Origin of the sequence: Rhizobium sp. BT04 (genome assembly GCF_030053135.1) — a bacterium.
GTDB lineage: Bacteria > Pseudomonadota > Alphaproteobacteria > Rhizobiales > Rhizobiaceae > Rhizobium > Rhizobium binxianense.
The window spans coordinates 3,317,133-3,330,552 of sequence record NZ_CP125652.1 but is presented as its reverse complement, the minus strand read 5'-3'; the positions used below and the strand labels follow the sequence as shown (position 1 = coordinate 3,330,552).

General features: G+C 62.6%; 13 protein-coding genes and 3 pseudogenes. 10 read left to right on the top strand and 6 right to left on the bottom strand.

The genetic code is table 11. The features are described from left to right. The first annotated feature begins 46 nt into the window (after positions 1–46). The 3 genes from QMO82_RS24450 (at position 47) to ybaK (ending at position 2,062) form a co-directional block, all read left to right on the top strand. Entirely contained in the window at positions 47–1,102 is a 1,056-nt protein-coding gene (locus QMO82_RS24450) for a succinylglutamate desuccinylase/aspartoacylase family protein (RefSeq protein ID WP_183605356.1), read from the top strand. Between the two features lie 103 nt (positions 1,103–1,205). Beyond that, positions 1,206–1,556: an ArsC family reductase gene (locus QMO82_RS24445; protein ID WP_183605355.1), complete on the top strand. Its 351-nt coding sequence runs from the start codon at positions 1,206–1,208 to the stop codon at positions 1,554–1,556. Between the two features lie 32 nt (positions 1,557–1,588). Further along, on the top strand, positions 1,589–2,062 hold the full coding sequence (gene ybaK / locus QMO82_RS24440) for a Cys-tRNA(Pro) deacylase (RefSeq protein ID WP_183605354.1): 474 nt from the start codon (positions 1,589–1,591) through the stop codon (positions 2,060–2,062). A gap of 49 nt (positions 2,063–2,111) precedes the next feature. On the opposite strand, the gene QMO82_RS24435 is transcribed toward ybaK, so the two are convergent. Further along, positions 2,112–2,555, bottom strand: coding sequence for a MarR family winged helix-turn-helix transcriptional regulator (locus tag QMO82_RS24435; RefSeq protein ID WP_183605353.1), 444 nt, complete (start codon positions 2,553–2,555; stop codon positions 2,112–2,114). Between the two features lie 80 nt (positions 2,556–2,635). Here QMO82_RS24435 and QMO82_RS24430 point away from each other — a divergent pair, with 80 nt between their 5' ends. Both QMO82_RS24430 and QMO82_RS24425 read left to right on the top strand, forming a co-directional pair. After that, positions 2,636–3,319 carry a glutathione S-transferase family protein gene (locus QMO82_RS24430; protein ID WP_183605352.1) on the top strand — a complete coding sequence of 228 codons (684 nt, stop codon included), beginning with the start codon at positions 2,636–2,638 and terminating at the stop codon, positions 3,317–3,319. Positions 3,320–3,445: 126 nt separating this feature from the next. Further along, the gene (locus QMO82_RS24425) at positions 3,446–4,699 is read left to right on the top strand and encodes an aminopeptidase (protein ID WP_183605351.1); all 1,254 of its coding nucleotides are present in this window, start codon (positions 3,446–3,448) and stop codon (positions 4,697–4,699) included. Here QMO82_RS24425 and QMO82_RS24420 read toward each other — a convergent pair. Beyond that, positions 4,647–5,558, bottom strand: a complete 912-nt coding sequence (locus tag QMO82_RS24420) for an EamA family transporter (RefSeq protein WP_183605350.1) — start codon at positions 5,556–5,558, stop codon at positions 4,647–4,649. The two genes, QMO82_RS24425 and QMO82_RS24420, sit on opposite strands and share 53 nt — an antisense overlap. Positions 5,559–5,639: 81 nt before the next feature. Between QMO82_RS24420 and QMO82_RS24415 the strand changes: the two genes are divergently transcribed. Then, entirely contained in the window at positions 5,640–6,137 is a 498-nt protein-coding gene (locus QMO82_RS24415; RefSeq protein WP_183605349.1) for a MarR family winged helix-turn-helix transcriptional regulator, read from the top strand. Here the strand turns inward: QMO82_RS24415 and QMO82_RS24410 are convergent, their stop codons facing one another. Both QMO82_RS24410 and xseA read right to left on the bottom strand, forming a co-directional pair. Then, entirely contained in the window at positions 6,138–6,731 is a 594-nt protein-coding gene (locus tag QMO82_RS24410; protein WP_183605348.1) for an NAD(P)H-dependent oxidoreductase, read from the bottom strand. Between the two features lie 2 nt (positions 6,732–6,733). Beyond that, positions 6,734–8,314: an exodeoxyribonuclease VII large subunit gene (xseA, locus tag QMO82_RS24405; RefSeq protein ID WP_183605347.1), complete on the bottom strand. Its 1,581-nt coding sequence runs from the start codon at positions 8,312–8,314 to the stop codon at positions 6,734–6,736. Positions 8,315–8,621: 307 nt separating this feature from the next. Here xseA and QMO82_RS24400 point away from each other — a divergent pair, with 307 nt between their 5' ends. After that, positions 8,622–8,867, top strand: a complete 246-nt coding sequence (locus QMO82_RS24400) for a hypothetical protein (protein ID WP_183605346.1) — start codon at positions 8,622–8,624, stop codon at positions 8,865–8,867. 38 nt (positions 8,868–8,905) lie between these two features. Here QMO82_RS24400 and QMO82_RS24395 read toward each other — a convergent pair whose 3' ends face one another. Further along, entirely contained in the window at positions 8,906–10,753 is a 1,848-nt protein-coding gene (locus QMO82_RS24395; protein ID WP_183605345.1) for a hypothetical protein, read from the bottom strand. A 160-nt stretch (positions 10,754–10,913) separates the two neighbouring features. On the opposite strand from QMO82_RS24395, the gene QMO82_RS24390 reads away from it, so the two are divergent. After that, a complete protein-coding gene (locus QMO82_RS24390; protein WP_183605344.1) occupies positions 10,914–11,921 on the top strand; it encodes a glycosyltransferase in 1,008 nt (335 codons plus the stop codon). Then, positions 11,918–12,289, top strand: a pseudogene (locus QMO82_RS24385) (GtrA family protein); the annotation flags it as partial. The gene QMO82_RS24390 and the pseudogene QMO82_RS24385, both read left to right, overlap by 4 nt. Positions 12,290–12,423: 134 nt before the next feature. Here the strand turns inward: QMO82_RS24385 and QMO82_RS24380 are convergent. Next, positions 12,424–12,739, bottom strand: a pseudogene (locus QMO82_RS24380) (LamB/YcsF family protein); the annotation flags it as partial. Here QMO82_RS24380 and QMO82_RS24375 point away from each other — a divergent pair. Continuing rightward, positions 12,732–13,134 (top strand): annotated as a pseudogene (locus tag QMO82_RS24375) (DDE-type integrase/transposase/recombinase); the annotation flags it as partial. The pseudogenes QMO82_RS24380 and QMO82_RS24375 overlap by 8 nt on opposite strands. Between the last annotated feature and the right edge of the window lie 286 nt (positions 13,135–13,420).

Here is a 13,420-nt window from a genome sequence, read left to right as displayed (position 1 = left end):
AAGACTCGGAAAACCTGTTCGAGATACAAACGAGAGCCAGGACAGCATGGACGTTTCAGAGATCATCATCCCGGGAGATACGCCGGGAACGGAGTGGCGGCTGCCGGTGCTGCGCTTTAAGGGCCGCGATCCGAAGGCGCCGAGAACCTATATCCAGGCGGCCCTGCATGCCGGTGAGCTGCCGGGAACGGTGCTCTTGCATTTCCTCTGCGAGCGGCTGCGGCAGGCAGAAAGTGAAGGCGGGATCGCCGGCGATATCACCATCGTGCCGCAGGCCAATCCGATCGGTGCGGCGCAATCGCATTTCGGCGAATTGCAGGGTCGTTTCGACCTGGGCTCACGCACCAATTTCAACCGCGATTTCCCGCTGATCTCCCTTGTCGATCGGGCGACACTGATCGAAGACCTCGACGATTATCCGGCTACCGACAGATTGAAGCGACAGCTGCTGCATATGGCGCTGGCCGCCGATCTCGTGCTCGACCTGCATTGCGACGATGAATCCCTGCAATATGCCTATATCGACGAGGCCTTCTGGCCGGAGGCCGCCGATCTTGCAGCCGCACTCGATATGGAGGCCGTGCTGCTTTCGGATGGCGAAAGCTCGGCCTTCGAGGAGGCTGTCGGTTTCGCATGGAAGTATCAGGTTCCGGGCGAACGCCAGTCCCGACTGCCCGGCAAACTTTCCGTCACCGTCGAGCTGCGCGGCAAGCGCGATGTCGATCCGGTCCTGGCGAAAAAGGATGCGGACGGGCTCTGGCGTTTCCTCGTGACTCGGGGGATCGTCAGCGGCGAGACGGCGGCGGTAACATTTTCCGGCCCGGCCGTGCCGCTCGACAATGTCGAGATTGTTCGCGCCCCCGCAGGCGGCACCGTGCTCTTCCATCGCAATATCGGCGAGAGGATTGCGGAAGGCGATCTTCTCATGACGATCATCACCCGGCCGGGGCAACCGGGCGGCATCGACTTGCATGCCCCACAGGACGGGTTGATCCTGACCCGAACATCGGACCGGCTGGTGCGGCGGCGCGGCGACCTGATGAAGATCGCCTGCGACAGCCCCAGCAGCGTCTCGCGCAAGGCCGGCGCACTGGAGAATTGAGCCGGACCGGTGATCGCCGAGCCGGGGGATAACACGCCGCACGGCGTTTGCGCCGGCTTGCGTGCATGCTATCTCGCTGTCATCACAGGGAGATCGATCGGGCATGGCCGTCACCATCTATGGCATCAAGAATTGCGACACGATGAAGAAGGCCCGCAGCTGGCTGGAAGAACACAGCGTCGCCTATGAGTTTCACGATTACAAGGCGCTCGGTATCGACCGCGCCCATCTCGAGACCTGGATCGACCAGGCCGGCCTCGATACGGTGCTCAACCGCGCCGGCACCACCTTCCGCAAACTGCCCGATGCCGAGCGCGAGAACCTGACCCGGGAAAAGGCGATCGCCCTGATGCTCGACCAGCCGTCGATGATCAAGCGGCCGGTGCTGGAGGCGAAGGGCAAGCTGCTGGTCGGCTTCAAGCCGGAGATGTATGCCGGTACGTTCGGCGGCTGACAGGCGGGCTCGCTGAGTTCACGGGGGAAGAGATGTCCAAGACCACGCGCGCGACTCAGCTTCTTTCGCAGGCAGGCGTCGCCTTCACGGTCCATGCCTATGATTACGACCCCAATGCCGAGCGCGTCGGACTGCAGGCCGCCGAAGCGCTCGGCGAGGCGCCGCATCGGGTGCTGAAGACGCTGATGGCGGAGGTGGACGGCAAGCCGGTCTGCGTCGTCGTGCCGTCGGATCGCGAAGTCAGCATGAAGAAGCTTGCCAGCGCCTTTCACGGCAAATCGGCCAACATGATGAAGCCCGCCGATGCCGAGCGGCTGACAGGGTATCATGTCGGCGGCATCAGCCCGTTCGGCCAGAAGAAGGCGGTGCCGACGGCGATCGAGCAAGCCGCCCTTGCCGAGCCGCTGGTCTATATCAATGGCGGGCAGCGCGGGCTGCAGGTGCGGGTCGATCCGAAGGATGCGTTGACGGTGCTGAAAGCTGTTGCTGCGCCGCTGATTGCCTGATCGGAGCCGGATGCCGAAAACTGCAAGCGGTTTCGGCATTATGCTCCTGCTATAAGAAGCGGTCGAGCAGGCCAGCGATCGTCTTCGCCTCGCTGTCGGCAAGCTTGCAGCCGATATGGGTTTCGATCGATCCGGCATAGACGATCCACATGCGCTCGCGAAGCTTTCGGCCGGCATCGGTGACCACCACCCAGCGGCCGCGTCCATCTTCTGCGAAGACCTCGCGCCGGACCAGGCCCTCTCTTTCCAGCCGGTCGATCAGCCGGGACAGATTATACTGCGTCAGCAAGGTCCGCTCCTCGATCTCGTAGGGGCGCAGCCTGCCGTCTTGCGAGCGCGCCAATTCCCACAGCACGTCGTACCAGGCAAGCGGCGGGAGGCCCGCCGCTTTCAGCTCAGCTTCGATCGCGCCGAGCAAGCGCTCGCGGGCGCGCATGATGCTCGTCCAGGCAGAGGTGACAGCTTCGCTTGGTTTCAGTGTTTTTTCGGACATAGATGCAAGTACATTTATCTTGAATGGCGCCGCAAGCGATATTATATGCATTTGCATCTACCATCGCCAAGGAGACTGCTATGAGCAAGCTTACCCTCGTCAGCCATCACCTCTGCCCCTATGTGCAGCGCGCCGCGATCGCGCTGCACGAAAAGGGCGTGGCCTTCGAGCGCGTCAACATCGATCTTGCCGACAAGCCGGACTGGTTCCTGAAGATCTCGCCGCTTGGCAAGGTGCCGCTGCTCGGGATCGAGGAGGAGGATGGCAGCGAGGCCGTGCTGTTCGAAAGCAGCGTCATCTGCGAATATCTAGAGGAAACGCAGATTGGTGTGGCACTGCATCCTGCAGACGCGCTGACGCGTGCCCGCCATCGCGGCTGGATGGAATTCGGCTCGTCCGTACTTTCCGATCTCTGGGGCTACGAGACGGCGCAAGATGCTGCGCAGCTGGAGACCAAACGCAAGGCGCTCATTGCCAAATTCGCCACGATCGAGAAGGTGCTGACGGACGGGCTCTATTTCGGCGGCAACGGTTTCAGCCTGGTCGACGCCGTCTTCGCGCCGGTTTTTCGTTATTTCGATCTCTTCGACACACTCGGCGACAGCGGCATCTTCGAGGGGCTGGAGCGGGTGAAGCGCTGGCGCAAGGCGCTGTCCGAACGGGCAAGCGTCAAGGCTGCGGTTGGCGAAGACTACCCGCGGCGGCTGATCGAATTCCTCGAAAAACATAACTCGATCCTGCTCAGGCTGCCGGCGGCCGCCTGAAGCGCGCGCCAGCGGCTGGACATCCATCCGGCCGCTGGCAATTCGGCGGTGATGCGCTTCATTTTCGCCGCAAACGGGTCTAAGTCTTCCAGCCCTAACCGTTGATGACAGAAGGCAGGTTGAACCATGACTTTCATGCCCCAGAGCCAGAACACCGTTGATCCCGTCAAGCTGGAAAAGCTTGCGGAAGTCGCCGTCAAGGTCGGGCTGCAGCTGCAGAAGGGTCAGGATCTTGTGATTACGTCGCCTGTCGTGGCGCTGCCGCTGGTGCGCCTGATCACCAAACATGCCTACCAGGCCGGCGCCGGGCTGGTGACGACCTTCTATTCCGACGAGGAAACGACGCTGGCGCGTTATCAGTATGGCAGCGACGAAAGTTTCGACCGCGCCTCCGGCTGGCTCTACGAGGGCATGGCCAAGGCCTATGCCAACGGGGCGGCCCGTCTTGCGGTCGCCGGCGACAATCCGCTGCTGCTTGCCGAGCAGGATGCCGGCAAGGTCGGCCGCGCCAACCGCGCCAACTCCACCGCCTACAAGCCGGCGCTGGAAAAAATCTCGAATTTCGACATCAACTGGAACATCGTCTCCTATCCCAACCCATCTTGGGCCAAGGTGGTCTTCCCCGACGATCCGGAACCGATCGCCATTGCCAAGCTCGCCAAGGCGATCTTTGCCGCCTCGCGCGTCGATCTGGACGATCCCGTCGCCGCCTGGGCCGAACACAATGCCAATCTTGCCAAGCGCTCCGCCTGGCTGAACGGCGAGCGTTTCGCCTCGCTGCATTTCAAGGGACCCGGCACCGATCTAACGGTCGGCCTTGCCGACGGGCATGAATGGCACGGCGGCGCTTCCACCGCCAAGAACGGCATTACCTGCAATCCGAACATCCCGACCGAGGAAGTCTTCACCACGCCGCATGCGCTGCGCGTCGAAGGCCATGTGTCGAGCACCAAGCCGCTTTCGCACCAGGGCACGCTGATCGACAATATCCAGGTGCGCTTCGAGGGTGGGCGCATCGTCGAGGCGAAGGCGTCGCGCGGCGAAGAGGTGTTGAACAAGGTGCTCGATACCGATGAGGGCGCGCGCCGGCTGGGCGAAGTGGCGCTAGTGCCGCATTCCTCGCCGATTTCGGCGAGCGGCATCCTGTTCTACAACACGCTGTTCGACGAAAACGCCTCGTGCCACATCGCGCTCGGCCAGTGCTATTCCAAGTGCTTCCTTGACGGCGCGACGCTGAGCCAGGAGCAGATCAAGGCGCAGGGCGGCAATTCCAGCCTGATCCATATCGACTGGATGATCGGCTCCAACAAGGTCGATATCGACGGTATCAAGCCGGATGGTTCGCGGGTTCCGGTGATGCGGCAGGGCGAATGGGCCTGAGCGGCATCATCACACGCTGACTGAGCCAGACGCTGGCAAGAACCATGGCAAAGCCGGCAATCTGTGCCGGCGTCAGGCTCTGGCCGAGCGCCAGCCAGCCGAGCAGGGTCGCAACGACGGGGCTGAGGAAGCCGAGCGAGGCCGCGGCCGAGGGCTCGATGCGGGATAAGCCGCGAAACCACAGCAGATAGGTGAAGGCCGCGCCGATGAGGCCGAGCCAGGCGATGCCGAGGATATTGGCTGCCGTCGGCACGGGAAGTGCCGGCTCCAGCAGCAAGGCGACGGGGACAAGCAGGATGCCGCCCGCAGTCAATTGCCATGAGGTAAAGGTCAGGCTGGAGACCGGTGGTTGCCAATGGCGGGTCAGCACCGTGCCGAAGGCCATCGAGACGGCGCCGGCAAGACCGGCGGCGACGCCGACAGGATCGAGCGCCGCATTCGGCGACAATACCAGCAGCGCCACGCCTGACATGCCGATCAGGCCGGCAATGACGGCGAGGAAGCGGATCGGTTTGCCGAGGAAGAGGCGCGCGAGCGCAATGACGATCAGCGGCTGCACAGCGCCGACAGTGGCCGCCACACCGCCCGGCAGGCGATAGGCCGAAACGAAGAGCATCGCCCAGAAGAACGAGAAGTTCAGCGCACCGAGAATGAAGGCGCGGCCCCACCAGACGCCCGTCGGCAGCTTCCGAACAAGCAGCAAGAGGAGCAGGCCGGCCGGCAGAGCACGCAACAAGGCGACCGTGAGCGGGTAGCCCTGCGGCAGGAAGGATGTCGTGACGAAATAGGTGCTGCCCCAGATGGCGGGCGCGACGGCGGTTGTCAGCACATCAGCGAAATAGCGCGAATTTATCTTCATATCAAGAATCTCTATGTCAAGATAAATTCAGCATAGCGCATTTTATCTTGACGTCAAGATATCTACTGCTATCGATGTGGCATGGGTGAAGAGAAGCAAGATCACGTCGACAGGATCCTGGCGCAATGGCGGCGCGAACGGCCGGACCTCGACGTCGAACCGATGGGCATCCTCGGGCGCCTGAAGCGCCTCGGCACCCATCTCGGCCGCGGAGTCGAAGCCGTGCTGCTGAAGCACGGGCTGTCCACCTCCGCCTTCGACGTGCTGGCCACCCTTCGCCGCGCCGGCACGCCTTACCGGCTTTCGCCGGGCGAGCTCCTGGAGATGACCATGGTCAGCTCCGGCACCATGACGAACCGGATCGATCAGCTGGAGAAGGCGGGTTTCGTCGAGCGCGTCGTCAATCCGCAAGACAGGCGCAGCGTGCTGATCGCGCTGACGGATAAGGGATTTGCGACCGTCGAAGAGGCGGTCGGCGCCCATGTCGCCAACCAGCAGCGGCTGACGCGCAATCTGACAGTCGAAGACAAGGCCGAGTTCGACCGGCTGCTCAAGAAATTCTTGTCGGATTTCGAATAGTCAGGCGACGGTGGCAAGCGCCTTGCGGACGCGCTCAAGATGCGCCTTGCGCCTGGCTTCCGTCGCGCGGTCCATGTCGTGCAGGCTCAGCATGCGGAAGACGAGCTTCTTCGAGCAGAAAGCGGCAATGCCGCGCTTCAGCAGGCGACGGACGGGATTGCCCATATAGAGCTGCACCAGCCACCAGGGCGAGCCCGTCGTCGTCAGCGCGTAGAGCAGCCGGATATTGGTGAGCTGAGGCACGATGCGGCCGCCGGCGGCATCATGGGTAAAGGCCACGCCCGGTGCAAAGATGCGATCGAAGAAGCCCTTCAGCACGGCCGGGAAATTGAACCACCATTGCGGAAAGACGAGAACGAGACCTTCGGCCGCCTTCAGCCGGGCAACGATATCGGCAACGGCCGAGGTGTCGTAGGGCGTGTCGAAGTAACCACGGCGCTCGGCCTCGGAGAGGCGCGGATCGAAATCCTCAGCGTAGAGATCGATGAGATCGACGACATGACCGGAGGCTTCCAGCGCTTCGCGAGCGGTGCGCGCCACCGAGGCGGCAAAGCTTTCCGGCAGCGGATGGGCCAGCACCAGCAGGATTCGCATCGTCAGAACAGGCTTCCCTGCTTCGGCGGCTCTGCGGTTTGCGTACTGCGCTTTCTGGCGCTGGCAGGCACCGAACCGCCTTCGGTCGTCAGGGCGCCAACGCGGCCGTCGGCAAACTCGATGACGATCCCCATGCCGGCGGAGAGTGCTGAAGCCTGCGAGACCGGTCTATTGTCCTCGTCGCGGATGACGGCGTAGCCGCGCTTCAGCACATTTTTATAGGAGAGCGACTGGAGAACACGGTCTTGCGCGGAAAGCTCGGCACGAGCACGAGTCACCTGATGGCGGATCGCCGTATCGGCATGGCGCGAAAGATTGCCGAGCCGCTCGCGGCCGCGATCGGTCTGGATCTTCAGCCGGCCGGGCAGCGAGGTGAGGACTGCCTCGGCGCGGTCGATGCGAGACTTCGAACGGTCAAGCAGGCGCTCGATGGTGCGTTCGGCCCGCGCCATCCGCTCGTTCAGAAGCTGGCGCCGCTCGGCGATGCGATTGGAGAGCACATCAGGGCGAAGATGCGAGGCGACACGCTCGAAACCACGTCGCTTGTTGATCGTATTGAGTTCCAGCCCACGCCCAAGGCCGGCCGCCGCCTCGTCGAAGCGGCGGCGCGGCAAGGCGAGAAGCTGATCGAGCGACGGCAAGGCCCGCATCAAAGCACGGACCGACTGGCGGCGCTGATCCATCTGGCGGTTCATGCAGCCCTGCAGGCGCGCGGCAAGAGCGGCGGCCTGCGCCTCGAGCTCCGCCTTGACCGGTACCGCCATTTCCGCAGCCCCCGTCGGCGTCGGGGCGCGGACATCGGCGGCATAATCAATCAGCGTCCAATCGGTTTCGTGTCCGACAGCCGAGATCAGCGGTATCCGGCTTTCAGCGGCGGCGCGCACGACGATCTCGTCGTTGAAACTCCAGAGATCTTCCAGGCTGCCGCCGCCGCGCGCGACAATCAGCACATCCGGGCGCGGGATGGCACCGCCCGGCTCCAGCGCATTGAAGCCGCGAATGGCGTTCGCCACTTCCTCGCCGGACCCCTCGCCCTGCACCTTCACCGGCCAGACGAGCACATGCACGGGAAAACGATCGGAGATGCGGTGAAGGATATCGCGGATCACGGCGCCGGTCGGCGAGGTGACGACGCCGATCACGCGGGGCATGAAGGGCAGCCGCTTCTTGCGGGCGGCATCGAACAGGCCCTCGGCGGAAAGCTTGCGCTTGCGCTCCTCGATCAGCGCCATCAGCGCGCCGGCGCCGGCCGGCTCCAGCGTCTCGATGACGATCTGATATTTGGAAGAGCCGGGAAAGGTGGTGACCTTGCCGATAGCAATGACTTCCATGCCTTCCTCGGGGCGGAACTTCAGCCGCGAGAAAGTGCCCTTCCAGATGACGGCGTCGATGCGGGCGCGATCATCCTTCAGCGCGAAATAGGCATGGCCCGAGGAGTGCGGCCCACGATAACCTGATATTTCGCCGCGCACGCGAACCTGGTCGAAGGCAGTTTCGACGGTGCGCTTGATCGAGCCGGAAAGCTCCGAAACCGAATATTCGGTAAGGTTGGTCGGCGAATCGCTGTCGAAGACGTTGCTCATTCCTTCTTTCTAGCGCATCGGCAGCAAACGGGAAGGTCGGCATCGATGCAGAGGCCGTTTTCCCGGCTATTGAAATCAGCAACGGGCCGACGCCGTCGTCGCGCCATTTAGCTCGGTCGGCTTGGCGGCCGACAGCGAATTCACTGAAATTCGTTTGGTTGCGGAACAGATAGTTACAATTCGCGTTTTACCTGAAAGGGATTGCTAACCACCGCAATACAAAGGCTTTTCTGCCGAGATGGCCGGTAAATCTTTGTTAGCTGGCGCTTCCTATGCTTCCCCTCGTTCTTCGGGAAGGGTGCTGAAAATGATTATTCTCACAGCAGCAGCATTGGGCATCAGCGCCGGACAAACGCGCTCGGCCGCCGCGATCGCGTTGATCGCCGCGCTGATCGGAATGACATTCGCGGTGGCGGCGATCACCTCGCCCGGACCGGTGTCGATCCTGGCATTCGCCTATGCCGTCCTCGGCTATAATGCCGGCCTCATGCTCTTCGTTCTCGGGCTCTATGCCAATACGCGTCTTCGTCGCGCGACGCGCGTTTCTCACTAAAGCGCTTCTCACCAAAGATTGCCCAACAGCCGACGGCGTCAATTCGCCGCCGGCCGATAGCGAAAGAACTGAACGCCCGTGCCCGCGGTCTTCGGAAGCGGTTGCAGATAGGGCGGGATATTGCCCTTACCAAGCTCGGCATAGAGGCCATCCGGCTTCAGCTTGGCGATCTCACGCGTCTGCAGGTCACCGGCGCAGAACCCAAGCATCGTCACCCCAGCCCCCTTCAGGAAGGCTTCCGCCTCCCGTGGCTCGGCCAGCCCGATATGCAGCTCCGTCAGCATGCCGCCCTGGTTGCGGTGATAGGGCGCCGAGAGAACCCGATTTTCCGTGAAGCGGAGGATCGGCACGCCCATTTCCGACGGCGCGGAGACCAGCCCCGCCGGAAGCCCGGCGAGCGGCGCCAGTGCCTCCTTCGATGTGCAGGACATCTCTTTTGCCGGCTCGGCCGTTTTCGTCTGCGCGGCATTCTCCATCTGCAGCGAGACAAAACCGCCAGCGGCGGCCCAGGCGGCCGGAACACTTGCGAGCACGGTCACGATATAGACGAAGGCTGCCGCGACATTTTCGCTGTCGCCGTTGGAGATGCGCCTGACGTCGATGATCAGCAAGGCAAGCGGCAGGATGGAGAGCAGGTTCGAGAAAGCCGCGCCACGCACCTGGATCAACGCGATTGCCCAGCTGGTCGCCAGCAGGAAGAGCAGAACCAGATGGATCTGCATGCGGTCGCGCTTGATGATGCGGAAGATGCAGACGGCGATGCCGAAGAGGCCGGCGGCATGGAAGGCGCCGATCGAGAAGGGGTCGGTGCGGCCGAGAGCGAAGATTGACTTCGCTTCGGGGACGTTTCTCAACCAGAGTTCGACCAGCATCGGATCGAGATCGGCCAGCGGATTGCTCAGGCATTGCGGCGCGATCACCATCGCCGAACCGAGAACGCCGGCGCCGACGACGGCGAGCGCCGCAAAGCGAAACGGTCGGTGCAGGCCGCTCGCAAAGACCGCCGAAAACAGCAGCAACCCGCCGCCGATTGCCGCCAGGCTGTAATAACCGAGCGAGAGATTGTCCGAGGTGACGGTCGAATAGAGCCGGGGCGGCACCGTTGCGAAAAAGAGAATGCTGATCGCAATCGCCAGCCCCAGCCCGAAGGCCTTTGCGGCAGCGGCGTAATTTTCGCCCTCCCATGCCCAGAGCAGGGCGACGGTCAGGCAGACGGAAGCGACAAATGGCGTCGTCTCGGCGCCGATGGCAATGGCGACAGCCGCCGCGATGCCGGCGACCGCATAGTTCCAGCCGCGCCGCTTGGGATCGAGCAGCATCGCTACCATCGTCGCGACCAGCGCCAGCTGCGCATTGTGATGATCGATGGCGCCGGGAGCGAAACGGCTGCCGGTGTAGATGGCTAGGCCGGTCATGCCGAGGCTGATGTGCATGCCGGCAACGCCGCCGATGCGCCGGCCGGCAACGGCCATGGCGAGCATGGTTGGCAGGATGAGCGATATCGGCCAGAGGCCAAGCGCCAGCGCCTCGGCCGTCTCGCGGGGCGCAAACAGGCCGAAGAACCAGATCAGCGACGCGATCGGCAAATCGATCAGCCGGGACCAGTGCATCAGCGTGCCGCCGTCGAGGCCGAGGCGGTATTGCATCAGATCGAACCAGCCCTGCCCGGCGAGAAAATCGCGAACCTCGACGAGGCGCATTCCGTCGTCATTGTCGGGACCGACGTAATCAACAGCCTCGGTGAGATTGATCACCAGGATGACGGCAGCAACAACGACGCTGTAGGCGATGACGGTTGGCCGGAGAGATGTCAGCAGGCCGCGTATTCCGCCGCCGGGTGCGGCGGTCACGGATGATGAATGAGCGATCGGCTGCAAGGCGTTCATCGTGGTTAGCGGTTCGTTTCCGGACGGCCGAAGCTTAGCCGCCGCCGATCAAGAAAGTGTAAAGCTATCTGCGCGGCCGCCGATTTCGCCGGCGCCATAGGGGTCTTGTTAAGTCGGGTCATTTAGGCTGGGCGCGGCTTTAAGAGTAACGAGTGGAGTCATGGCCCGATCGCGTACCCATCATCCGGACATTGCCGTTCTGCTTCCCTGCTATAACGAGGCGGCGACGATCGGCGCTGTCGTGCGGGGCTTCCGGGCGGTGCTGCCGGACGCTGCAATCCACGTCTATGACAATAATTCCACCGACGGAACCACGCTGCAGGCGATGCTGGCCGGCGCGCATGTGGTGCGCGAGCGGCGCCAAGGCAAAGGCCATGTGGTGCGCCGCATGTTCGCCGATATCGAGGCCGACATCTACATCGTCGCCGATGGCGACGGAACCTACGCGCCTGACGATGCCGAGGAACTGGTGCGCACGCTTCTGCTGGAACGCGCCGACATGGTTGTGGGCACAAGGCGCGGCGTTCATGACGATGCCGGACGTCAGGGCCATGCGCTCGGCAACCGGCTATTCAACCTGCTCTATCGGATGATCTTCGGCCCTGAGTTCACCGATATTTTTTCCGGTTACCGTGCTTTTTCGCGCCGCTTCGTCAAAAGCTTTCCGGCGGTATCGGGCGGCTTCGAGATCGAAACCGAAATGTCCGTGCACGCCTCCCGGCTGAAGCTGCCGGTCGGCGAGCTGGAGCTCGACTATGGCCGCCGGCCGGAGGGCTCGCATTCCAAACTGTCGACGTTCCGTGACGGCGCCAGGATCCTCTGGATGTTCGCGATGCTGATGAAGGAGACGCGGCCCTTCGCCTTCTTCAGCGCGATCAGCGCCGCCTTCATGCTGGCGAGCCTCGGCTTCATGGCGCCGGTGCTGGCGGAATATTTCGAGACGGGCCTGGTCAGCCGCATGCCGACCTGGGTGCTGTCGATGGCGCTGATGATGATCTCCTTCATGCTGTTCACCGCCGGCGTCATCCTGGATTCCGTCGCACGCGCCCGCGCCGAACAGCTTCGTATCCATTATATGAGCCTGGAGACGCCGAGCGCGATGAAGGCGCCGCTGAGCGACACAGGGCCGATGTCGCGCGCCGGCCGCGGCAAGGTGGATGCGGCATGAGAAAGCTCATCCGCTTCGCGATCGCCGGCGGCATCGGCTTCCTCGTCGATGCCGGCATCCTGTCGGCGCTGCTCGACCTGACACCGCTCGGGCCATTTCTGGCGCGGCTCATCGCTATCGCCTTCGCGATGGCGGCGACCTGGGCTTTCAACCGGAGCTTCACCTTCGATCGCTCCGGCCGTTCGCTGGCCGCCGAAGGCTTCCGCTACGGCTCGGTCGGGGTGACGGCGGCGCTGGTCAATTACGGGCTCTATTCCGCGCTGCTGCTATCGCTGCCGTCCCTTCAGCCGCTTGCGGCCATGGTGATCGCCAGCGTCGCCTCGATGGTCTTCAGCTTCTTCGGCTATTCGCGCTTCGTCTTCCGCGCGCGCAACGGTGCTCCATTCACCGAGCTTCCCGAGGCCTTCAAAAACTTGACGGCAACCACCGACCCGAAACAGACCTAAGAGACGGGTCAATTCTCGGCGCAAATGCCGGGTCACTTCTCAGTGCAAATCCACAGCATGTACTGCGCGAAGATCCGCGAGAGCTCGGCGTTGACGGCCATTTCCATGTAAAGCGCGCCATGCGGCTTCACATGCGGAAGCCGGGCGCCGTGGCGGCGGGCGAATTCTCGCGGCGCGCCCACCTGGTAGACATGTCGTTGACCAGTTCCTTGGCCGTTCCAGCGATCTTGCGGCGGCCGAAACCCTGAAGGTCGTTATAGCCCGGATGCGCGCCGATGCCGACGCCATGCTCCGTGGCCAGCCGAACCGTCTGGTCCATGGGTTGGGATCGCCGGCGTGAAAACCAGCGGCGATATTGGCCGAACTGATCACCGCGAAACGCGATCTCGACGCAGCCAAGCGGTTCTTTCGTAAGATGGTGAAAGACGAGCCCACGGCTCTCGCCCAGCAGGATTGGCACGGATGCCGCCAATACCCTCCCATCGATGATCAAGACGTCGGTTGACGATCGGCCTCTGCCGCCAGACCCAGTGCATTATGGCACCAAGCATCTCCAGCAAGGCATCGAGAGCAACCATTTCCGGGTGAAGAAGAACATGCCAAATCGGCGGCTACTAATCCTGCAAAACGGCACGGCGGACGATCGCGAGCTTCGAAGCCATGCTCTGGTTGAAGAAGGGCTTCGGTTTTTTGGTGATTGGACCGTCAACAATCAGAACGATCTTCTCGCACGCCTCTTCGGACTGCCAAAGGTTAACAGAGTCTAAGAATCAACTCCGAAACGGGGGCACTATGACATCGTATAGCGGGGGGCCAGTCAGATATCCACATCGCGTGCCAAGTATCCGCAAACCGAGCCATTCGTTTCGTCACTCACCTCGATCAAACCAAATTAATCCAAAATAAATAAGTCACGACAATTTTCTGTCTTCAGGAGTAGTCATCACCCCTCGCGAGGGAAATGTATTGCTCTGCATGGCCCCATGAGCGGAATGTATTCCGTTCCCTTTAAGCCTTCGGCAGAATGATTTTGCTCTTCGGCAAATCCCCCGC

Coding starts and splice junctions, on each gene's coding strand:
- QMO82_RS24390 (WP_183605344.1), top strand. CDS start 10,914: ATGGCCCGATCGCGTACCCATCATCCGGACATTGCCGTTCTGCTTCCC.
- xseA (WP_183605347.1), bottom strand. CDS start 8,314: ATGAGCAACGTCTTCGACAGCGATTCGCCGACCAACCTTACCGAATAT.
- QMO82_RS24450 (WP_183605356.1), top strand. CDS start 47: ATGGACGTTTCAGAGATCATCATCCCGGGAGATACGCCGGGAACGGAG.
- QMO82_RS24415 (WP_183605349.1), top strand. CDS start 5,640: ATGGGTGAAGAGAAGCAAGATCACGTCGACAGGATCCTGGCGCAATGG.
- QMO82_RS24425 (WP_183605351.1), top strand. CDS start 3,446: ATGACTTTCATGCCCCAGAGCCAGAACACCGTTGATCCCGTCAAGCTG.
- QMO82_RS24395 (WP_183605345.1), bottom strand. CDS start 10,753: ATGAACGCCTTGCAGCCGATCGCTCATTCATCATCCGTGACCGCCGCA.
- QMO82_RS24445 (WP_183605355.1), top strand. CDS start 1,206: ATGGCCGTCACCATCTATGGCATCAAGAATTGCGACACGATGAAGAAG.
- QMO82_RS24430 (WP_183605352.1), top strand. CDS start 2,636: ATGAGCAAGCTTACCCTCGTCAGCCATCACCTCTGCCCCTATGTGCAG.
- QMO82_RS24435 (WP_183605353.1), bottom strand. CDS start 2,555: ATGTCCGAAAAAACACTGAAACCAAGCGAAGCTGTCACCTCTGCCTGG.
- QMO82_RS24410 (WP_183605348.1), bottom strand. CDS start 6,731: ATGCGAATCCTGCTGGTGCTGGCCCATCCGCTGCCGGAAAGCTTTGCC.
- QMO82_RS24400 (WP_183605346.1), top strand. CDS start 8,622: ATGATTATTCTCACAGCAGCAGCATTGGGCATCAGCGCCGGACAAACG.
- ybaK (WP_183605354.1), top strand. CDS start 1,589: ATGTCCAAGACCACGCGCGCGACTCAGCTTCTTTCGCAGGCAGGCGTC.
- QMO82_RS24420 (WP_183605350.1), bottom strand. CDS start 5,558: ATGAAGATAAATTCGCGCTATTTCGCTGATGTGCTGACAACCGCCGTC.